We start from the raw sequence: 19667 nt of genomic DNA on the forward strand, positions 1-19667 counted from the left end.
GAACAACCGTGACAATCGATGCCCTGGCAGGCAATGCCGCCGCTCCGACCGGAATGTACACGTCCACGACCACGACGCGTACGCCCAACCAGTCCATGGACTCGGAGGTGTTCATGTCGCTGCTGGTGACCCAGTTGCAAAACCAGGATCCCAGCTCGCCGATGGATACCAACGAGATGATCGCCCAGACCACCCAGCTCGCCATGATGGAGAAGCTCACCGAAATGGCCACCGCGAGCCAGGAGGGCTTCTCCCTGCAGATGCGCACCTCGGCGGCCGCGCTGGTGGGGGAGACGGTCACCTATACCAATGCCGATGGCGACGAAATCACCGGGCTCGCCTCGTCCGTCTCGTTCGCTGGCCCGGTGCCCATGGTCACGGTCAACGGGGAACCCATCGCCCTCGATGTCATCTCCGGCGTGACGCGCGCCACCGCCGCCGTTGACGACACCGACGACTCCGAAGATTCAGCGGGGGCGACCACCGCGGCCTGATCCGCGGCTTGTCCTCGACCCCACCTACTTCACCGCATAGTTCTTTTCTGAAAGGCAGCACCCCATGCTTCGTTCTCTCTACTCCGGCATCTCCGGCCTTCGTTCACACCAGACCATGCTCGACGTGACCGGCAACAACATCGCCAACGTCAACACGACAGCGTTCAAGGCGTCCGCGGCCCAGTTTCAGGACACCCTGTCACAGCTGACCCAGGCCGCCGGCGGCGCCACGGCCACCACCGGTGGCACCAACCCCGCCCAGGTCGGCCTCGGCGTACAGGTCGCTGGAATCTCCACCAACTTCGCCCAGGGATCGTCACAGTCCACCGGCAAAACCACCGACCTCATGATCTCCGGTGACGGCTTCTTCGTCACCTCGCTCGGCGGCGAAACCCTCTACACCCGCGCTGGGTCATTCAACTTCGATTCGGCCGGCCGACTGGTCTCGCCCGACGGCGCGATCGTGCAGGGCTGGGGCGCCCTCAACGGCGTCGTCAACGCTGGCGGGGCGACCAGCAATATCACCCTGCCCGTCGGCGCAATCGTGCCGGCTAAGGCCTCTACCGCCGCAACATTCACCGGCAACCTGCCGTCGGATTCTGCGGTCGATAGCACGCTCACACGCACCGTCGACGTCTTCGACGACCTCGGCAACTCTCGCACGATCTCGCTGACCTTCACTCGCACGGGTGCACCGGATGACGATGGCTGGACTGTTGGGCAATCCAAGCTGGCGGACGGCACGACGCCGACCCCCGTGCAGCTCACCGCTGAGACCGACGCCGACGGCCCCACGGGTAACTTCACCGCCTCCGGCGCCCTGAGAGTTGACGGCATCGATATGGACCTAGCCCAACTCAAGGGCTTCTCCGGCCTCGCCACGGTCGCCGGCAAGACCGACGACGGCAACGAGGCTGGCACGCTCAACAGCTACACGCTCGGCGCCGACGGCACCCTCGTCGGCCTGTTCAGCAACGGCCAGCAGCAGGCCATCGGTCGCATCGCCCTCGCTAACTTCGTCAACCCGGGCGGCCTGGAGAAGGCCGGCTCCTCGGCCTACCGCGCCACGTTCAACTCGGGTGCGGCCGAACTCGGCACCCCCGGCGCGGCCGGCATGGGCTCCCTCACGAGCGGTGCCCTCGAAATGTCCAACGTCGACCTGTCGCAGGAATTCACCAACCTCATCGTCGCCCAGCGCGGTTTCCAGGCCAACGCCCGCATCATCACGACCTCGGACGAGGTCCTGCAAGAGCTGACCAACCTCAAGCGCTAGTTCAGTAGACACGTTTGTGGGGTGCGGAACCGTCCGCACCCCACAATTGTGTCGAGTGAACGCCGCCCTGTGCATAACCATCAGACCTCGGGGCAGAATGCGGCATCCTCATGGCATGACCACGCGCCGAATGCTCCCGCCCCACCTCCTTGCCGGCCCATTCGCCGTGTCCCAGGGCGCTGCGCACGGCTTGTCACCCGGTCGCCTGCGGGCCAGCGACCTCGCCCGCCCGTTCTGGGGCGTGCGCGCACCCGCATCAGCTCACGCCAGCACGCGAGACCTGTGCAACGCCTTCGCACAGCGGATGCCCGTGGGCGCGTTCTTCAGCCACCACACGGCCGCGCTCCTGTTCGGAGCGCCGCTGCCGCCCCAGCTCGCCACCATGAACACCCTGCACGTCACCGTTCCGCTGCCGGGGCGTGCCCTGCGTGTGAACGGCGTCGCCGGCCATGCCATGGCGGTTGATGACGACGAGCTGTTCGACTGGTTCGGATTCAGCGTCACATGCCCGGCGCGCACCTGGTGCGATCTCGCGGAGAGCCTTACCCTGCGGCAGCTCGTAGCGGTCGGGGACTACCTCATCCGCTGGAGTTCACCGCTGGTCACCATCAACGAACTGGTCCAGGCCGTTGAACGCCACCGGCGCGGCAAGCTGCTCCTGGGCCGTGCCCTCTCACTGCTGGACGAGCGCAGCGAGTCGTCGCCCGAATCCGAGCTGCGTGTGATCGTGGTGACGAACGGGCTCCCTCAACCCCTCGTCAACGAAAACATCTTTGCCGCATCGGGTCGGTTCCTGTGTCGTGCCGACCTGTACTTCAAACAATTCGGCGAGCTCCTCGAATACGAGGGAGATCAGCATCGCACCGACCAACGACAGTGGCGCCGCGACCTCACCCGTACAGCCGACGTCGAGTCGGAAGGGCTGCACGTCACCCGCGTCAACGCCGACGATCTGCGTCAGGAGTCCCAACTCGTGGCTCGAATCGCGCGCAATCTGAGCCGTCGTGGATGGTGTGGCACACCCCGCCGCGCTCAGTAGACGATTTTCGTGGGTGGGCAGGGCCGCGCACCCGTCAAAATTGTCCACTGAGCGGATGCCTTACGCCGGTCCACAAACAGCCGACAGTACTGATTGACACCTCGCTTGCGGTGTTCTGACCCAGGGATGAGCACATGATCGTACTAACGCGGCTGAACGACAGTCACTTTGCGATTAACCCCGACCTGATCGAACGCATTCATGCGAACCCGGACACCACCCTGGTCATGGTGGACGGTGCCAACTTCATCGTCACCGAGTCCATGGAAGAAGTGATCGAGAAGATCGCCAGCTACCGGGCGCACGTGATCGCGCTCGCGTACGACCCGAGCGCCGGGGACCTGCCGCGAGGCCCCAGGAAGCTCTAGTGGATCCCGCAACTCTGATCGGTCTGGTGCTCGCCTTTGGCGCGCTCCTGGCCATGATCACCCTCGAGCATTCTTCGGTCATGTCAATCCTGCTGCCGGCTCCCATGATCCTCGTCTTCGGCGCCACCATCGCGGTCGGGCTCGCTGGCGGCACAATAAAGGATTTCACTTCTGCCTTCAAGGCGCTGCCGGGTGCGCTCCGCGGGAAGACCACGCCCCCGCAGTCCGTCATCGACCAGGTCGTCGGCCTGGCCGAAACCGCTCGAAGTTCCGGCTTGCTCGCCCTCGACCAGGAAGCCGACACCGTCAAGGATCCGTTTCTGCGGGGGGCCCTGCAGAACATCGCCGACGGCACCGACGGTGACGAACTGCGCATGTTGCTCGAAGACGAGATCGCAACCAAGGCACGCTCCAACCGCAACGCGGCCAAATTCTTTACCGGCCTCGGCGGCTACGCCCCGACTGTCGGCATCATTGGCACGGTCGTTTCTCTGACCCACGTCCTCGAAAACCTCGACACGCCCGCTACCCTCGGCCCGATGATCGCGGCCGCGTTCGTCGCGACACTGTGGGGCCTGCTGTCCGCCAACTTCATCTGGCTGCCGATCGGCTCCAGGCTGCGCCGTCTTGCCGACCTCGACGTCGACCGCATGACCCTGGTCATGGAAGGCGCCCTGGCCGTGCAGGCCGGAAGCCAGCCGCGGCTGCTCGGTGAACGACTGCGGGCCATGGTTCCGGCCGAGCTGTTGCCCAAGGTCGGCGCCAAGGGCAAGGACGTTCAGGCGGATGCTGCCTCACCCGCCGGAAAGATCAAAGCCAAGGGTAAGGGAAAGGGTAAAGACAAAGACCTTCCCGAAGCAGCATGAGTGTGCGCGCCAAGCGGCGCAAAATGGTCGAAGAAGAGGACGTCCACCCCGACGAGCGGTGGATGGCCTCCTACATGGACATGGTCACGGTGCTGATGTGCATGTTCATCGTTCTGTTTGCCATGTCGACTGTCGACCAAGACAAGTACGAGCAACTGGCCAACTCCCTTGCCACCGGCTTCGGTGCCGTCGATGCTGGCAAGGTGGATACCGCCGAGGGAGTCGTCGTTCCGGCCGACCTCATCGACAACCAGGGCGAATCACCCACGGAAGTCACCCACTCGTCCGAGGCAATCGACCCGGCAGAGGCCACGGCCGTGGCCACCGCGAACGCCGAAGCGGCCGAGAAGGAGGTGGCGAAGCTCGATCAGCTGGAGGCTGCTGTGACCGCCAATCTGACCGCAGCCGGTGTGGCCCAACTGGTCGAGTTTCACATCACCGACCGTGGCCTGACCCTGGGCCTGGTTGGCAGCGAGACGTTCTTCGCACCGGACAGCGCCCAGCTCACCGCGGCGGCGACTGCGGTGCTCGACGCTGCCGCTCCGGCGATGGTGGCCAGCGGGCAGAAGATATCGGTCGAGGGGCACGCCGACAAACACGGCCAGTCCGCGACGTTTGCCACGGACTGGGAACTGTCCGCGAGCCGGGCGACGCAGGTATTGCGTCGTCTGGTGGAGCAGGGTGGGATTGGCGGAGAGATGATATCCGCTGTCGCCTTCGGCTCGGCTCAGCCGGTGAACACCGGATCAACCCTCGACGACATGGCCCAGAACCGCCGGGTGGATGTCGTGCTGCTGTCGGACCAGCCGGACAGCGTGCGGGCGCTCATCCCCGGTGTGGCCGGGAAGGATTGACCCGGAACATACGCGCTGCATCCGCGGGCTGAGACTCCTTACCATTCGACTGACCCCGCCGATAGTCCCAACGTGACAGTCCAGGATCAGGTCGACAGCAGTGCGCCCGCGAAAGCGGCGAAGAGCGTTGAGCTGTACGACTTTCGGCGTCCCACCACCCTGGCTCGGGAACACGCTCGTGTTCTGGAACTGGCCTTTGAGACGTTCGCCCGGCAGTGGGGCACCCAGCTGACCGCACGTGTGCGCGTGCTCTGCATGGTCACCTGCGAGCAGGTACTCATGGCCACCTACGACGAGTACGCGGGCTCTCTGCCGCCGAAAACGGCCATGGTGCTGTGCACGGTCGCCGGTCTCGAAGCCCGAGCCGTCATCCAGTTTCCGACCACGTCGGCACTCACCTGGGTGAACCACATGCTTGGCGGCAACAGCAGCATCCCCGTGATCGCCGAACGCAATTTCACCCAGATCGAGCTCGCCCTGATTCGCAAGCTCATCGCCGAAAGCCTCGAAGACCTGCGTTATTCTTTCGGACCGCTGCTCGTCGACGAGATGGGGGTCGAGGCGATCCAGTACAACTCCCAGTTTGCCCAGGCGGCCGCAACCGGCGACCTGATGGTGGTCGCGACCTTTGCCATTCGGGTGGAGAAGGTGACCGCGACGGCGACGGTGGCCATCCCTGCTGCGGCGCTGATGCCGCAACTCGGCGAAGCGAACCCCACCAGCACCACGTCGAATGCCGCCGAATTTTTGCAGGCCCAGATCGCGGCCGTACCGGTCGACGTGTCGCTCCGGCTGGAGACGGCCCACGTACTGCCCAGTCGCATTCTGACGCTGGCCGTCGGCGATGTTCTGCACGTTCCGCATCCCCAGCATCGTCCGCTCAATTTGACCGTCGACGGCCAGTCGCTCGCCCGCGCGGCCGTGGGGGCAAACGGTTCACGGCTGGCCTGCATCGTCATTGATACCGAGGAGACAGCTCAATGATTTCTACCCGATCCATTCCCGAGGTCGCCGTTGACGCTCTCATCCGCGTGTTGCCGACGTCGGTGCCGCTGCTGGCGGTGCCACATACCGGCAGTGCCGAGCTGAGCTCGCGCGCTGGTTCCGCCGTGGTCGCCTCGTTTGTGGGCACGACCTCCGCTGACCTGGCCGTGGTATTGAGCGACTCGGCCTCCCTCGACGCCGCAGCCGGGGCGAACTCCCAGCTCGTCTCCAGCCAGGATGTTCTGCGTCCGGCCCTGGAGAGCGCCTCCGGCGTGCTCGGAATCGGCGTGCTCGGCGACTCGAGGGTAGAAGACGCCTCGGCGCTGTTCGCCGCCGACGACACCGACGTCTTCGAGCTGAGTGCCGGCGGCGTCGTGACCGGCTGGTTCGCCATTCGAGTGCGCCAGAACGGCGTTGTCGGCGGGCCCGTTACGGCCTCTAGCCGCGTCGCCATGGGAAACCTCGGGCGTATCAGCAACGTCGAAATGTCCCTGACCGTTGAGATCGGGCGCACCCGTATGTCCGTGCGCGACGTGTTGTCGCTGAAGCCCGGCGCGGTCATCGAACTGGACCGTTCCGCCGGTGCACCGGCCGATATTCTGCTGAACGGCCGTCTGATCGCGCACGGTGAAATCGTCGTCGTCGACCAGGACTACGCCGTGCGTATCACCCAGATTCTCGATGTCGCGGATGGCCTGTCGTAAGTGGACACCCTTATAGTCGCGGTGCGCGTCGTCCTGTCCTTGGGCGTGGTTCTCGCACTGCTCTGGTACCTGCAGCGACGACTGTCGCGCGGGGCACGCGCGCACGGTATCGCTAACCCGGTGACCGTCGTGGGCCGGCAACCCATCGGGCAGAAGGCATCCGTTGTCGTCGTGGAGGTCGACGGAACTCGTCTCGTTCTCGGCGTGACCGAGCAGGCCGTGACTGTGCTGCACGAAAAATCCGTCGCTGCCGTCTCCACGTCGACCCTCGAGACCGCCGTTGCAGCGCTCGGCAGCCCCGACGCGAGCGACGCCTTTGCCCGTTCCCTGGCCACGGCCGAAGCGGATGACGCCGCCCCGGCCCCGACGCCGACCCGCCCCGCCCCGCTGGCCGGGTCGATCCTGTCACCATCAACCTGGCGCCAGACCGCCGCGCTGCTTCGGCAGGGACGGTGAACTCCGCGGTCGACCGGCAGGTACACCGTCAGGCCTCTGCCCGGCTCGGCCTGCTGATTCTCTGTGGTCTCGTCATCACCGCAGCCCTCGTCTGGCTGAGCGTGAGCGTCGTGCACGCCCTGCCAGTCGACCCGGCCATGCCGGACAGCCCCATCGACCCGACCCTGCCGACCGACCCCACCGACCCGTCCGACACCGGCGGCGGCGGGCTGAGCGTGGACATCAACGGACCCGACGGTGCACCTTCGTCAGCGATCGTCACCCTGCTGGGTATCACCCTGCTGTCCGTCGCCCCGGCTCTGCTGCTCATGATGACGAGCTTCACCAAGATCTTCGTCGTGCTGGCCATGACCCGGAACGCCCTCGCGCTGCCGTCGATTCCACCGAACCAGGTGCTCGCCGGCCTCGCCCTGTTTCTGTCGCTCTTCATCATGGCTCCCGTGCTGACCGACATCAACAACGTGGCACTTCAGCCCTACCTCGACGGTTCGCTGAACTTCACCGATGCCCTGAACCTCGGTTCGGAGCCGTTGCGGCAGTTCATGCTGGCCAATACCCGCGGCGAAGACCTCGCCCTGATGACTCGGGCCGCCGACCAGCCCAACCCCGACAATCCCGACGACGTGACCCTGCTCACCCTCATTCCGGCGTTCATGATCTCTGAACTGCGCGCCGCCTTCATCATCGGGTTCGTCATCTTCATCCCGTTCCTGGTCATCGACATTGTGGTTTCCGCGGCGCTGATGTCGATGGGCATGATGATGCTGCCGCCCGTCATGATCTCGCTGCCGTTCAAGATTCTGCTGTTCGTACTCGTCGACGGCTGGGGGCTCATCATCACGAGCCTCATCGGCAGTTATCAGCTGGCCACATGAATACCAATGCGGTGCTCGATATCGGCCTGCAGGCGCTGATTCTGGCCGCGAAACTGTCGGCTCCCGTGCTGATCACCGCGCTCGTGGTGGGTTTTGCCATCTCGCTGATGCAGTCGATCACTCAAATTCAGGAAGTGACGCTGTCGTTCGTGCCGAAAGCGGTCGCCGTCGCCCTGGCCCTGCTGATCTGCGGCCACTGGATGATCGCCGAATCGGTCGCCTTCACCAACTCGATGTTCGAGAAGATTCCCGCGCTGCTCGGCGGAGGTTGACGTGGAGTTCAACCTCAATTTCGCCTGGATCGAAGCGGTCATGCTGGCCGGTGTGCGCATGGTGGCTTTTCTGGTCATCGCACCGCCGTTTTCCTACCGTGCTTTTCCGGCCCGCATCAAAGCTATGCTCGCCATCGGACTGGCCCTGGCCGTCTCACCGCGGGTCACCGCCGAGTACGTCTCCCAGGACACCGCCGGGTTCGTCGGAGCCCTGATCCTGGAAATCCTGGTCGGCGCCACCCTGGGCTTCCTGGTCTTTCTCGTTTTCGCCGCCGTTCAGTCCGCCGGTGGCCTCATCGACATGTTCAGCGGATTCCAGATGGCGCAGGGTTTCGACCCGCAGTCGATGGTCAACGGCGCCCAATTCACCCGACTGTTCCAGATGACCGCCCTCGCACTCATGTTCGCCTCTGGCGCCTACCAACTCGTGCTCGGCGGTCTGTTTCGCAGCTACACCGCCATTCCGCTGGGCTCGGGCATCGACCTGGCCGCGCCAGCCCAGGCCATGATCGCCGCTACCACCCAGATGTTCCTCGCCGCCGTGCAGATCGCCGGCCCGCTGCTCGTCGTGCTGTTTCTAGCGGATGCCGGCCTCGGCCTGCTCACTCGGGTCGCCCCCGCGCTCAACGCGTTCGCCCTCGGCTTTCCGCTGAAGATCCTCATCACGCTGAGCCTCGCCGCGACGGTGTTCGTGGCCCTGCCGCGCATCGTCTCTTCCCTCACCGGGCAGGCCCTCGATGCGCTCATGGGGGTGAGGTAGTGTCCGACACCGATTCCGGCGAAAAGACCGAACAAGCCACCCAAAAACGTATGAAGAGGGTGCGCGAAAAGGGCGAACTCTCCAAATCGCAGGATGTCACCGCCTGGCTCGGCGTTGGCGCGGCCGGTCTCATGCTGCCAGTCACCATCGCGGCCGGCGGCGATGCGGGCACGGACCAGATGTATCTGATCGGCACGCTCGCCCGCAATCCAGATCCCAGCGTGGCCGTTGAAGCCCTCGGCAACGGGCTGGCCTCGCTGACCGATATTCTCACGCCGTTTTTCGTCGTGGTGCTCGTCGTCGTGCTGGGCGGAGCAATGCTGCAGGGCGGCATCCACTTCAAGAAATTCGCCGGAAAGTTCGAGCAGTTCAATCTCGTCACGGGCATGAAACGCGTGTTCGGCACCCAGGCACTCTGGGAAGGCGTCAAGGTTCTCGCCAAGACGGCCGCCGTGGGCTTCGTACTGTACTCGGTGATTCAGGGCCTGATGCCGGTGCTGCTGACCGCCGGAGGGCTGCCGGTTTCTGAATTGCTCATCGCGGCCGGCGGCGGAACGGCCGCGCTGCTGCAGGCCGCCGTCGCGGCCGGCCTCGTGCTCGCTGCCGCCGACATCTTCGTCATCATGAAACGCAACCGCAAGAAAACCATGATGACGAAAAAAGAGGTCAAGGACGAGAACAAGGCCTCGGAGGGCGACCCGCTGATCAAATCGCAGCGCCGCTCCCGGCAGCTGATGATGAGCCGCAACCGCATGATCGCCTCGGTGACCGATGCCAATGTCGTGCTGGTAAACCCCACCCACGTGGCCGTCGCCCTCAAATACGAGCCGGGCAAATCGGCGCCGCGTGTGGTCGCCAAGGGGGTCGGTCATGTGGCCGCTCGCATCCGCGCGCAGGCCGACACCGATCACGTTCCCATCGTGCAGGACGTGCCGCTCGCGCGGGCGCTGCACGCTGCGTGCGAGATCGGCGACGAGATACCCACGGAACTGTACAACGCTGTCGCCAGGGTGCTCGCCTTCGTCATGGCACTGAAGAAGCGGGGGAGCACGGCGGGAACCCACACCATGAGCGCACTGGCCGCTGCACCGTTTGCTCCATCATCCTCATCAACACCGCAGACTGCCGGAGGCCGCTCGTGAATCGCAATCTCATCAAGCTCGCCGTTCCGGTCGGCGTGGTCGGCATCATTCTGCTGCTGGTCGTGCCGATTCCGGCCGGTCTGCTCGACATCCTGATCATCCTGAACATCATGCTGGGCCTGGTCACCCTGCTCACCACCATGTTCGTGAAGAAGCCGCTGGACTTCTCGGTATTTCCGTCACTGCTGCTGGTGGCGACCCTGTTTCGTCTCGGTCTCAACGTGGCATCCACTCGTCTGGTTTTGGGCGAAGGCTATGCCGGCCAGGTGATCGAGGCGTTCGGGCACGTCGCCGTCGGCGGCTCGATCATCATCGGTGCCGTCATCTTTCTGATTCTTGTCGTCATCCAGTTCGTTGTCGTCACCAAGGGTGCCGAGCGTGTGGCCGAGGTCGGGGCTCGATTCACCCTCGACGCCATGCCGGGCAAGCAGATGGCCATCGACGCCGACCTCAACGCCGGCCTGATCACGGATGCGCAGGCCAAGGATCGTCGAGCTGAAGTCTCGGCCGAGGCCGACTTCTACGGCGCCATGGACGGTGCGTCGAAGTTCGTCAAGGGTGACGCGATCGCCGGCCTGATCATCATCATCATCAACATCATCGGCGGCATCGCGATCGGCATGCTGCAGCGGGGTTTGGAGATCGGCGAGGCGGTCAACACCTACGCCCTGCTGACCATCGGTGACGGCCTCGTCACCCAGATTCCGGCACTGCTCATGGCGGTCTCCACCGGTATGATCGTCACCCGCTCGAACGCGGAGACCGACATCGGTTCGACGGCATCCGCTCAGCTGACGCAGTCGCGGAACGCCTTGACCATCGCCGGTGCCGCAGCAGTGCTCATGGCGCTGATCCCTGGTATGCCGGTGCTGCCGTTCCTCATCGTGGGGATGGCGCTCATGCTGATCGCCCAACGAATCAAGGCCGGCGAAGTCAGCAAACAGGCGAGCATCGAGGCCAGCACGGCGTCGGAGAAGAGCGCTCCCAAGACCGACACCACCGAAGACCTGATCGAGCAGATGCGCGTGCACGCGCTTGAGATCATGCTTTCGCCTGACCTGGTCGATCTCGTCTCCGGCGCCTCCGACGACCTGCTCGCTCGGGTACGGGGCCTCCGGCGCAAAATCGCCATGGATCTTGGCGTGGTCGTGCCCCCGGTGCGTACCAGGGACAGCGTCGATCTGCCGTCGTCGACCTATGTGATTCGCATCGCCGGCGTCGAATATGGGCGCGGCCTGGCCCCGGCCGGCAAAGTACTCGCCCTCGGCGACGCCCTGGACACCCTGCCGGGGCAGGTCACGATCGAGCCGGTGTTCGGCCTGGCCGGCAAATGGGTGCCGAGCGAAATGCGGCACAGCGCCGAGATGACCGGAGCCACCGTGATCGACCGGGTCTCGGTCGTGGTCACCCACCTGTCTTCGATCATCACCACGAACGCGGCCCGACTACTCACCCGGGAAGACGTGCGAGTGCTCACGGATGGCGTCAAACAGGTCAATCCCTCGGCCGTCGACGACCTCATTCCCGGTCTGCTCTCCCTCGCCGAGGTGCAGCGGGTGTTGCAGGGCCTGCTGGTCGAGCAGATTCCGATCAACGATCTGCCGCGCATCTACGAGGCGCTCTCGCTGCGCGCGAAGGCCTCGAACGATGCCGAGGGTCTGGTTGAGGCCGCGCGGCAGGCGCTCGGCCCGGCGCTGACCGCACAGTATCTCGATGGCACGCTGCTGCGCGTGATCATGATCGACCCCACTCTCGAACAGTCCATGCTCGAGGGGTTGCGCCCCTCCGATCAGGGCACGCAGATTCTGATGGATCCGGCGCGCCTGGAGACGGTGCTCGCCTCGGTGCGCAGCTCGGTGGCCAAGGTGGAGGCGAGCGGGCAGACTGCTGTGCTGGTGTGCGCTCCGGCGCTGCGGCCAGCCATCCGCCGCCTCATCTCCACGCAGACCGGCGGTCTGCCGGTATTGTCGTATCAGGAAGTAACATCGGCGAATGTGACCATTGAGACAGTGGGTGTGGTCCGTGGAGCCGAAACGATTTCTGCTTGAGGGTCCGACCCTGCGGGAGCTGCAGGAACGCGTCGTCGCCGAGCACGGTGCCAACGCCACCATCATCGCCGCCGAACGGGTCACAGTCGGCGGGATCCGCGGATTCTTCGCGCGCCAGCACTACGAGATCACCGTCGAGGTGCTGGAGCCGGCAGAGCGTAAGAAGTCGGCGCATGCCGGCCTTGATATCTCGGCCCGGCTGGGTATAGCGGCGCTGCTCGACGACGCCGACGAGGCTGAATTCCAACTCCACCCGGCCCAGCCGTCGCCGCAGCTCTCGACGACCTCTGACGGTTTCGCCAAGCTCATGGACGAACTCACCTTCGCGACCGGCCGCGATGTGGTTCCGGATGCCGCACCCGAGCCGGTCGCGGACGCAGTTCCCGCCCGGGGCTCGGCACCAGCACCGAGCACCGCCCGCCCGGCGTTGGCCCGACCCCCGGTACCGGCCCCGCTCACTCGGCCCGGAGACCTGGTTCTGATCGTCGGGCTCGAGGAAGACCCACTCACGATCGCTCGTCTTATGCTGCGCGTGGCCGGTGCGGGCGAGCTGCGCATCGCCGGCACCCTGCTGGAGGAGCGCATCGAGCGGGTCGACGACCGGCGCGGTGCCATGCTGGCCAGAGCCCACGGCGTGGATATCGGCCACAGCACCTTCATCGCCTACGGCCTCGAACCCGCGTCCGACGCTCTCGCTCGAGCGGCAACCCTCACCGCAATCGGTGCCGACCAGGTTTGGGTGGTCGTCGACGCGAGTCGAAAACCCGAGGACACCATCCGCTGGGTCAATATGGTCGTCACCGCCATTCAGGTGCACGCCGTGGCCGCGCTCGGTCGCCAATTCACGACCTCGCCGGCCACCGTCGACGACCTGGGACTGCCGGTGGAGTGGATGGACGGGCGGGTCGCGGCGGCGCCGACCGGCCGCCGGGCTGCACCGCCGCATTCTCGACCCACCGAGCGCGAACGGTAGGCTGGAACGATGCTCGTTCTGACACGCAAACCGGGGGAAAAGATCCTCATCGGTGACGATATCGTCATCACCGTGCTTGACGCCCGCGGCGACAGTGTGCGCATCGGCATCGACGCACCGCGGGGCGTGAAGATTCAACGCGACGAGGTCGTGCGCGCGGTCAGCGAGGCAAACCTCGCGGCGAGCCACATCGACACCGCCGCCGAAGATCGCATCAAACGATCCCTCGGCGTTCTCGCCGCGCTGCAGTCGGCCCAGTCGGCCCAGTCGCGCCAGGCGCAGCCAGCACCCGCAGTAACACCGGAAGCGCCGATACCGGCCCCAGCGCCGGAATCAGCCGAGCCCCGGCCCAGGCCGGCTCTGCCGCACCCGCCGACACACGCCTGAGCGGTCAGCGCAAGCGCAGCATCCGCTTTGACGTGCGTTTGTCGTAGTGCTCACTCGTTGACATGGCCCCGCAGCTCGTCGATCTCTCGGCGCTCGCGCTTGGTCGGGCGCCCGGCGCCGCGGTCGCGCATCGGCACGAGTGCGACCTCTTCGCGGGGCGGTGGCGGGGGAGTCTTGTCGACGTAGCACTCGGCGGCGATCACGGCGCCGACCCGTTTGACCACGAGACGCGACACAATCAGCACCCGGTCGAAACCGTCGCTGCGCACACGAACCTCATCACCGATGTGCAGGGCCTGCGCGGCTTTGGCTTTGTCGCCGTTCACCCGCACGTGCCCGGCGCGGCAGGCGGTTGTGGCCATCGATCGGGTTTTGAACAAGCGCACGCCCCAGCTCCAACTGTCGACGCGGGCAGAGGTAAGCTCCATCCCTTCACTCTAGCCAACGGGCCGAGTCGAAACTCAGCCGCCCTGCCGCACCCAGAGGATCAGCAGCATGGTCACGACAAAACCCGTGAAGAAATTGAGCCAGAGAAATCGTTTCCAGCCGCGGTTGGCGCTCTCGGACAGCTCGTCACTGACCGACCAGAACGGCAGCGCCGCCAGAATGTAGGGAAAGGACAGCACCGCGGCGAGCGGCCCTGGCCAGGGGGTGGCGAGCATCAGCAGACCGGCCAGACCCCAGAAGGTGATCGCGAGGCGCACCGTCGGCCAGGCGCCGAGCGCTGTCGCGATGGACGCGATTCCGGCCTGGCGGTCGGGCTCGACGTCCTGCACGGCACCGAAGGCGTGGCTGGCCATGCCCCACAGAAAGAAGGCGGCGAGCAGGGCCAGCAGCCCGAAGTTCACGGTGGCACCGGCCACGACGAGGCCATAGATGGCGGGGCTGACAAAGTGGGTGCTCGAGGTGATCGAGTCCAGAATGGGCCGTTCCTTGAACCGCAACCCGCGCACCGAGTACGCCACCACAGCGAACAGGCTGACGGCAAGCACGACCCAGGAGAGCGGATGTCCAGCCCCCACCAACCACACCATCGCACCGCCGACAAGCACACAGCTGAGGACGCCCGCGGCAATCACCGTTCGGTGCAGTGCGGGGTGCAGCAGTGCCCCCTCGGCGCCGCCCTTCCGGGGGTTTCGCAAATCGGACTCGTAATCAAAAACATCGTTGATGCCGTACATCAGCAGGTTGTACGGAATCAGAAAGAACAGTGTGCCCACGATCAGCGTCGCGTCCACACGCCCGGTGGTCACAACGTAGGCGGCGGCAAACGGAAAAGCCGTGTTGATCCAGCTGAGCGGCCGCGACGACTGCACAACCTGCCGGGTCTTCCACCCTGAAGTGCCGAGCTGCTCAGTCATCCGTTTGTCCTAACCTGGTGCCGCCCACCAATGTCCACAGCGCCGGAAGCAGAATCGCCGCGGCGAGCGGGTAGGCAAAATCTTCGATCGGGGCGAGAAGAACGAACAGGCCCGAAATGTGCTCCGGGTCATAGCTGAACAATCCAGCCCTAATCATCAGGTTATCGAACAGGGCCGTGAGTACCAGGGTCAGCAGCAGCGCGGAGGCAACGCCCGCAACGAAGCGGGCCGAAATCAACCGGCGTAGGGCGGCCACTGCGGCTACGAGTGCGGCGACGGCGAGAAAGACCGCGTTCAGGAGCAGGTAGGTCACTTGGTAGCCCGCCGGCCCTGAACCAGCCGGGCCCCCTGCACCAGGTTCATGGTGAGGTAGCAGAGAAAAGTGAGAAAGAAGAATTCCTCGAGCGGCAGTTCCGGCGCCAGCTGCACGCCGGTCATCAGCGATGTTTCCCCGCGGTAGAAGATGCCCAGGCCGATGCCGGCGAGGTCCCAACCGAGAAAGAACAGCACACCGATACCGAGCACCAGGGCTGCCCGGCCGGGCGAACGCCAGAAGAACAGCCGAAAACGCCAGTCCAGCACCACCATGCCTCCAAGCGAGACCAGCAGCGTCAGCAGGTACAGAACGCTCACGAGGGCGGCGCAGACTCCGCTGGGGTGTCGGAATATCCTCCGAATCCTCCGAATCCTCCGAATCCTCCGAACCCACCAGGCACGGCCGGCCGGCCTGGCCGGGCCGGCAGCGGTTCGGGCAGCGGTCCGGTGGTGGTGTCGTGGCGTATCCGCTTGAGCAGAATTTCGGCGCTGATCAGGCACATCGGCAGTCCGATGCCGGGAATCGTGGTACCGCCAGCGTAATACAGGCCGGAAACCTTCTTCGACATATTCGATCCACGCAGGAAGGCGCTCTGTCGTAGCGTGTGGGCCGGCCCGAGAGCGCCGCCCTTCCAACTATTCAGGTCATCGGCGAAGTCGGCCGGGCCGACGGTGCGTCGCACCGTGATGCGGGCGGCGAGGTCGGGGATTCCGGCCCACTGGGCGACCTGCGCGATGGCGGCATCCGCAATCAGCTCGATCGTGACTGAACCGGCACCGTTGATGCCGCCGGCACCGAGGGTCACATCGGCCGGAACGGGCACGAGCACGAACAGGTTGCTGTCGCCGGTCGGTGCGACCGAGGGGTCGGTCGCGCTCGGCATGCAGACGTACAGCGACGCGGGCGACGGCACCGATGTCGTCTTACCGAAGATCTGGCCGAAGTTCTTGCCCCAGTCCGTCGTGAAAAACAGTGAGTGGTGTTGCAGCTGGGGGAGCTCACCGCTCACGCCGAGCATGACCAACACGGCTCCCGGGCCCGACCGGCGCTTCTGCCACCAGCGTTCCGGGTAGGTCTGCAATGCGGTCGGCACCAATTCGGTTTCGGTGTGGTGCAGGTCGGCGGCCGAGACGACGCTTTCGGAGTCGAGGCTCACCGATTGCCCAGCGGAATCCCGGTAGCTGACCCCGGCGACGGTTTTGTCACCGTTCACCCGAACAGCTGTGACCGTAGCTTCGGTGATCACTCGAACGCCTTCGGATCGGGCTATCGCTGCGATGCTGTCGATCAGCGTGCTGAATCCGCCCTGCGGGTAAAGCACTCCGTCGGCGAGGTCGAGATGACTCATCAGGTGATACATCGACGGCGTGAGGTTGGGCGCCGAACCCAGGAAGACCGCGGGGTACCCGAGAATCTGACGCAGCCGTGCGTCAGTCACGAAGCCCGCGACGAATTTGTCGAGTGGTTGCAGCAGCAGGCGCGCCAGTCGCCCGAGCCGGCGCAGTACGTCGGGCACCAGGAACGGGCGGAACGATTCGTAGCTCGAATACAGAAATCGCTTCACGGCCATGTCATAGGTTTCGGTCGCCGAGTCGAGATACCGATCGAGCGCCCGTCCGGCCCCCGGCTGCACCGATTCAAACAAGCGGATGTTTGCGGCCCGGTCGGCGCGAATATCCACCGGAACAGGGTCACCCTCAAAGAGCACCCGGTAGCCGGGGTCGAGTTTCACGAGGTCGAGCTGCTCGGCCACGCTGGAGCCGAACAGACGGTAGAAGTGGTCGAACACCTCCGGCATCAGGTACCACGATGGGCCCGTGTCGAAGCGAAATCCTTCGGTCTCCCAGAGGCCGGCCCGGCCGCCGAGTTCGGCGCGGGATTCCAGGAGGGTGACGTCGTGGCCTTCCCTGGCAAGCAGGGCGGCGCTGGCCAGACCGGCGATCCCGCCGCCGATCACGATAGTGCGTGTCATCGCTTCCACGCGCCGCGGCCGATGGTGGAGTTCAGGGCGATCATTAGTTTCTCTCCATCCGGCACCCGCACGCGGGAGCGCAATAACTGGTTGGCCGGGGTCGACCGCAGCCGTCGGGACAGCCGGGTGAACAGGCCCTGTGCGGCGGCGACGGCGCGCCGGCAGCCAGCAGGCAGCAGCGGCAGAACGGCACTGGCAATTGCGAGGTCGGCATCGATGTCGTCGAGGATCACGTTCTTCTGCGCGTCGGTGAGGTGCAGCGGGTCGATCCCCGGAAAATAATTGCGGCCGAGGACCTCGCGATCACAGGACAAGTCGCGCAGAAAATTGATCTTCTGAAAAGCCGCGCCGAGGTGGCGTGCACCGTCTTCGAGCACACTGAGTTCGGAGTCGTTGCGCGGGGACCAGTGCACGAAAGTGCGCAGGCACATGAGCCCGATCACCTCGGCTGAACCGTAAATGTACTCGGCTACGCCCTCGGCGCTGAACGGGGTCGGGTCAAGGTCACGGCGCATCGACGCGAAGAAGGGGGCGATCAGGCTGGAGTCGATTCCGCACTGCCTGGCCGTAGCGGCAAAGGCGTGCACGACCAGATTGGTGCTGTAACCACGCACGATGGCACGTTCGGTTTCTAGTTCGAGTTCGTCGAGCAGCTGCCGCTGTTCCTCTATCCCGACGCCGGCCTCGGTGGCGGCTCCGTCGACGATCTCGTCGGCGATGCGCACGAGGGCATAGATCGTTCGTACCGGGGTGCGCACCCGGGAGTCGAGCAGCCGGGCGGCAAGGCCGAACGACGTGGAATAGTGTCCGATCACCGTCGCGGAACTGGCCCGCGCGGTCTCCGCGTATTTGAGCAGATTCGTGTCAGAGACCGTTCGAGCCGATACAGCTCGCAGCGGCGTCATCAGCGGGCCCGATTCACGGCGGCCTCGGCCAACTCGATCAGGGTTGCCCGCAGCTCGGCGGGAATGATCGCCGGGTCGAGCGTGTCGACTGCCAGTCGAGAATGGTCGTAGGCCAGCCCCTCAGCGGCCGCTTTCGCACCGCAGGCGCGCAGGTGCTCCCGCGCCCGTTCCGCTTCCTCCTCGCTGAGGTCGATCTTGCCGAGATACGGTGCAATCAGCGACCAGCTCTCGGTGCCGCCGGCGTGGGCGATCAACGCGGTCTGCTTGCCCTCGCGCAGGTCGGCGGTGACGCTCTTGCCGGTCTTGACCGGGTCGCCGAACACCCCGAGCAGATCGTCGGTGAGCTGAAAGGCCACCCCGACGAGACGTCCGTACCGCCCGAGCAGGCGAATCGCCTCGGCCGAGGCTCCGGCAAGCACCGCCCCGGCTTGGAGAGGCGCTTCGAAGGAGTAGACGGCGGTTTTGTTCTCCAGGGTGGTGATGACCTCCTCCACGCTGAGCGGATGCTGCGCCGAACTGTTGGTCACGTCGGCCAATTCCCCGGCGGCCGAGACGAACACCGCCCGGTCGAGCAGGTCGAGCAGCCGCAGCCTGGTGTGCACGTCGACCGGCAGCTTGGCCAGCGCACGATGCGCCTCACTGAGCGCCAGGTCGCCGGCGAGAATAGCGGCCGCCGCCGCCCAGACCCCGGCCTGGTCGGCAACGGCTCCGTGCGCGAGCGCCCGGTCGTTGAAACGCCCGGCAATGTTGGCGACCCCGCGACGCGCCAGGTCGCGATCGATGACATCGTCGTGAATCAGAAATGCCGTGTGCAGCAGCTCAAAGCTCACGGCGACCGGTGCTACCAGGGACTGATCACGACCACCGAAACCGGCATAGGCGGCGAGCACGAGCGCGGGGCGCACGCGCTTGCCGCCACTGCTGGCCTGCTCCAGGGAATCCCACAACGCCACATAGTGCTCGCCGTAGTCGCTCGCGCGCAGTCGTGCGGCCGCGAAAAACCGGGTCAGATCGGTTTCGACGCCCGTCGCAACCGTGTCAAGCACGAAAAGTGTCCAGCTGCTGCACCTGCAGAGCCATCCACGGGCTGAACGCCCACGGGGCATCCGTCACTGCCCGGTACAGGTCTGCGGGGCGGGTCCAGGCGTATTCGGCGACCTCGTCGGGGTTCGGCGTGGGTTCGGCGACGGTCGTGGCCAGATAGACGGGACAGATCTCGTTCTCGACGATGCCATTACTGTCGGTGGCACGGTACCGAAACAGGGGGAGTGCGAGATCGATGTGGTCGAGGTCGAGCCCGAGTTCAAATCCGGCCCGGCGTGTGACGGCCTGCGTCAGCGGTTCGGTGGGAAGCGGATGCCCACAAAACGAGTTGGTCCAGACACCCGGCCAAGCCTTCTTGGTCAGCGCCCGTCGAGTGACGAGCACTTCGCCGAGCGGATTGAGGACATAACACGAGAACGCCAGGTGCAGGACGGTGTCCGATCCGTGGATGCTGTGCTTCGGCGCGGTACCAATGTGGCGGCCCTCGTCATCGAGGAGGATTACGTGCTCATCAAGGGTATTGGCGGTGTGCACGTGTGCTCCCCTTCTCTTTTTAACCTTAACATGATCGGAA

24 protein-coding genes are annotated in these 19667 nt (G+C 65.3%); 16 read left to right on the plus strand and 8 right to left on the minus strand.

The window, feature by feature from the left end; translation table 11 throughout:
* Window positions 1-8: 8 nt before the first annotated feature.
* The 16 genes from CXY78_RS18930 (at window position 9) to csrA (ending at window position 13495) form a co-directional block, all read left to right on the plus strand.
* Window positions 9-494: a flagellar hook capping FlgD N-terminal domain-containing protein gene (locus CXY78_RS18930; protein WP_369827361.1), complete on the plus strand. Its 486-nt coding sequence runs from the start codon at window positions 9-11 to the stop codon at window positions 492-494.
* A gap of 64 nt (window positions 495-558) precedes the next feature.
* On the plus strand, window positions 559-1767 hold the full coding sequence (locus CXY78_RS18935; RefSeq protein ID WP_104090701.1) for a flagellar hook protein FlgE: 1209 nt from the start codon (window positions 559-561) through the stop codon (window positions 1765-1767).
* A 115-nt stretch (window positions 1768-1882) separates the two neighbouring features.
* A complete protein-coding gene (locus tag CXY78_RS18940; RefSeq protein WP_104090702.1) occupies window positions 1883-2806 on the plus strand; it encodes a hypothetical protein in 924 nt (307 codons plus the stop codon).
* A gap of 134 nt (window positions 2807-2940) precedes the next feature.
* Entirely contained in the window at window positions 2941-3174 is a 234-nt protein-coding gene (locus CXY78_RS18945; protein ID WP_104090704.1) for a flagellar FlbD family protein, read from the plus strand.
* Window positions 3174-4040, plus strand: coding sequence for a motility protein A (locus CXY78_RS18950; RefSeq protein WP_104090705.1), 867 nt, complete (start codon window positions 3174-3176; stop codon window positions 4038-4040). The genes CXY78_RS18945 and CXY78_RS18950 overlap by 1 nt, the downstream gene beginning before the upstream one ends.
* A complete protein-coding gene (locus CXY78_RS18955) occupies window positions 4037-4894 on the plus strand; it encodes a flagellar motor protein MotB (RefSeq protein ID WP_174775006.1) in 858 nt (285 codons plus the stop codon). Before CXY78_RS18950 ends, CXY78_RS18955 begins: the two co-directional genes overlap by 4 nt.
* A 72-nt stretch (window positions 4895-4966) precedes the next feature.
* Complete coding sequence (locus tag CXY78_RS18960) at window positions 4967-5878, plus strand: flagellar motor switch protein FliM (RefSeq protein ID WP_174775005.1); 912 nt, start codon at window positions 4967-4969, stop codon at window positions 5876-5878.
* Entirely contained in the window at window positions 5875-6582 is a 708-nt protein-coding gene (fliN, locus tag CXY78_RS18965; protein ID WP_092339725.1) for a flagellar motor switch protein FliN, read from the plus strand. The genes CXY78_RS18960 and fliN overlap by 4 nt, the downstream gene beginning before the upstream one ends.
* On the plus strand, window positions 6583-7038 hold the full coding sequence (gene fliO, locus CXY78_RS18970; protein WP_092339726.1) for a flagellar biosynthetic protein FliO: 456 nt from the start codon (window positions 6583-6585) through the stop codon (window positions 7036-7038). It abuts the gene before it with no gap.
* Complete coding sequence (gene fliP / locus CXY78_RS18975; RefSeq protein ID WP_369827362.1) at window positions 7035-7913, plus strand: flagellar type III secretion system pore protein FliP; 879 nt, start codon at window positions 7035-7037, stop codon at window positions 7911-7913. Before fliO ends, fliP begins: the two co-directional genes overlap by 4 nt.
* Window positions 7910-8185 carry a flagellar biosynthesis protein FliQ gene (fliQ, locus tag CXY78_RS18980; RefSeq protein ID WP_092339727.1) on the plus strand — a complete coding sequence of 92 codons (276 nt, stop codon included), beginning with the start codon at window positions 7910-7912 and terminating at the stop codon, window positions 8183-8185. The genes fliP and fliQ overlap by 4 nt, the downstream gene beginning before the upstream one ends.
* A gap of 1 nt (window position 8186) precedes the next feature.
* Complete coding sequence (locus tag CXY78_RS18985) at window positions 8187-8945, plus strand: flagellar biosynthetic protein FliR (protein ID WP_092339728.1); 759 nt, start codon at window positions 8187-8189, stop codon at window positions 8943-8945.
* Window positions 8945-10087: a flagellar biosynthesis protein FlhB gene (locus CXY78_RS18990; protein WP_092339729.1), complete on the plus strand. Its 1143-nt coding sequence runs from the start codon at window positions 8945-8947 to the stop codon at window positions 10085-10087. Before CXY78_RS18985 ends, CXY78_RS18990 begins: the two co-directional genes overlap by 1 nt.
* Window positions 10084-12135 (plus strand): flagellar biosynthesis protein FlhA, encoded by a 2052-nt coding sequence (locus CXY78_RS18995; RefSeq protein WP_092339730.1) that lies wholly within the window; start codon window positions 10084-10086, stop codon window positions 12133-12135. The genes CXY78_RS18990 and CXY78_RS18995 overlap by 4 nt, the downstream gene beginning before the upstream one ends.
* Window positions 12110-13108, plus strand: a complete 999-nt coding sequence (locus tag CXY78_RS19000; RefSeq protein ID WP_104090707.1) for a hypothetical protein — start codon at window positions 12110-12112, stop codon at window positions 13106-13108. Before CXY78_RS18995 ends, CXY78_RS19000 begins: the two co-directional genes overlap by 26 nt.
* Before the next feature lie 9 nt (window positions 13109-13117).
* On the plus strand, window positions 13118-13495 hold the full coding sequence (gene csrA / locus CXY78_RS22220; RefSeq protein WP_104090708.1) for a carbon storage regulator CsrA: 378 nt from the start codon (window positions 13118-13120) through the stop codon (window positions 13493-13495).
* 50 nt (window positions 13496-13545) lie between these two features.
* On the opposite strand, the gene CXY78_RS19010 is transcribed toward csrA, so the two are convergent.
* Genes CXY78_RS19010 through idi form a run of 8 tightly spaced genes read right to left on the minus strand, consistent with a single transcriptional unit; the run spans window position 13546 to window position 19627 of the window.
* The gene (locus CXY78_RS19010; RefSeq protein ID WP_092339733.1) at window positions 13546-13923 is read right to left on the minus strand and encodes an RNA-binding S4 domain-containing protein; all 378 of its coding nucleotides are present in this window, start codon (window positions 13921-13923) and stop codon (window positions 13546-13548) included.
* Window positions 13924-13956: 33 nt separating this feature from the next.
* Window positions 13957-14856, minus strand: a complete 900-nt coding sequence (locus tag CXY78_RS19015) for a prenyltransferase (RefSeq protein ID WP_092339734.1) — start codon at window positions 14854-14856, stop codon at window positions 13957-13959.
* The gene (locus tag CXY78_RS19020) at window positions 14849-15169 is read right to left on the minus strand and encodes a lycopene cyclase domain-containing protein (RefSeq protein WP_092339735.1); all 321 of its coding nucleotides are present in this window, start codon (window positions 15167-15169) and stop codon (window positions 14849-14851) included. The genes CXY78_RS19015 and CXY78_RS19020 overlap by 8 nt, the downstream gene beginning before the upstream one ends.
* Window positions 15166-15489, minus strand: a complete 324-nt coding sequence (locus CXY78_RS19025; RefSeq protein WP_092339736.1) for a lycopene cyclase domain-containing protein — start codon at window positions 15487-15489, stop codon at window positions 15166-15168. Before CXY78_RS19025 ends, CXY78_RS19020 begins: the two co-directional genes overlap by 4 nt.
* The gene (gene crtI / locus CXY78_RS19030) at window positions 15486-17144 is read right to left on the minus strand and encodes a phytoene desaturase family protein (protein WP_104090710.1); all 1659 of its coding nucleotides are present in this window, start codon (window positions 17142-17144) and stop codon (window positions 15486-15488) included. The genes CXY78_RS19025 and crtI overlap by 4 nt, the downstream gene beginning before the upstream one ends.
* Complete coding sequence (locus CXY78_RS19035; RefSeq protein WP_092339738.1) at window positions 17141-18049, minus strand: squalene/phytoene synthase family protein; 909 nt, start codon at window positions 18047-18049, stop codon at window positions 17141-17143. Before CXY78_RS19035 ends, crtI begins: the two co-directional genes overlap by 4 nt.
* Window positions 18049-19095: a polyprenyl synthetase family protein gene (locus CXY78_RS19040; protein WP_158252881.1), complete on the minus strand. Its 1047-nt coding sequence runs from the start codon at window positions 19093-19095 to the stop codon at window positions 18049-18051. Before CXY78_RS19040 ends, CXY78_RS19035 begins: the two co-directional genes overlap by 1 nt.
* On the minus strand, window positions 19088-19627 hold the full coding sequence (idi, locus tag CXY78_RS19045; protein ID WP_092339740.1) for an isopentenyl-diphosphate Delta-isomerase: 540 nt from the start codon (window positions 19625-19627) through the stop codon (window positions 19088-19090). Before idi ends, CXY78_RS19040 begins: the two co-directional genes overlap by 8 nt.
* Window positions 19628-19667: the final 40 nt, after the last annotated feature.

The sequence above is a fragment of the Cryobacterium sp. N19 genome (assembly GCF_002929595.1).
GTDB lineage: Bacteria > Actinomycetota > Actinomycetes > Actinomycetales > Microbacteriaceae > Cryobacterium > Cryobacterium flavum.

Coding starts and splice junctions, on each gene's coding strand:
- CXY78_RS18945 (WP_104090704.1), top strand. CDS start 2,941: ATGATCGTACTAACGCGGCTGAACGACAGTCACTTTGCGATTAACCCC.
- fliN (WP_092339725.1), top strand. CDS start 5,875: ATGATTTCTACCCGATCCATTCCCGAGGTCGCCGTTGACGCTCTCATC.
- CXY78_RS19010 (WP_092339733.1), bottom strand. CDS start 13,923: ATGGAGCTTACCTCTGCCCGCGTCGACAGTTGGAGCTGGGGCGTGCGC.
- fliQ (WP_092339727.1), top strand. CDS start 7,910: ATGAATACCAATGCGGTGCTCGATATCGGCCTGCAGGCGCTGATTCTG.
- CXY78_RS18935 (WP_104090701.1), top strand. CDS start 559: ATGCTTCGTTCTCTCTACTCCGGCATCTCCGGCCTTCGTTCACACCAG.
- crtI (WP_104090710.1), bottom strand. CDS start 17,144: ATGACACGCACTATCGTGATCGGCGGCGGGATCGCCGGTCTGGCCAGC.
- CXY78_RS18940 (WP_104090702.1), top strand. CDS start 1,883: ATGACCACGCGCCGAATGCTCCCGCCCCACCTCCTTGCCGGCCCATTC.
- CXY78_RS19015 (WP_092339734.1), bottom strand. CDS start 14,856: ATGACTGAGCAGCTCGGCACTTCAGGGTGGAAGACCCGGCAGGTTGTG.
- csrA (WP_104090708.1), top strand. CDS start 13,118: ATGCTCGTTCTGACACGCAAACCGGGGGAAAAGATCCTCATCGGTGAC.
- CXY78_RS19035 (WP_092339738.1), bottom strand. CDS start 18,049: ATGACGCCGCTGCGAGCTGTATCGGCTCGAACGGTCTCTGACACGAAT.
- CXY78_RS18955 (WP_174775006.1), top strand. CDS start 4,037: ATGAGTGTGCGCGCCAAGCGGCGCAAAATGGTCGAAGAAGAGGACGTC.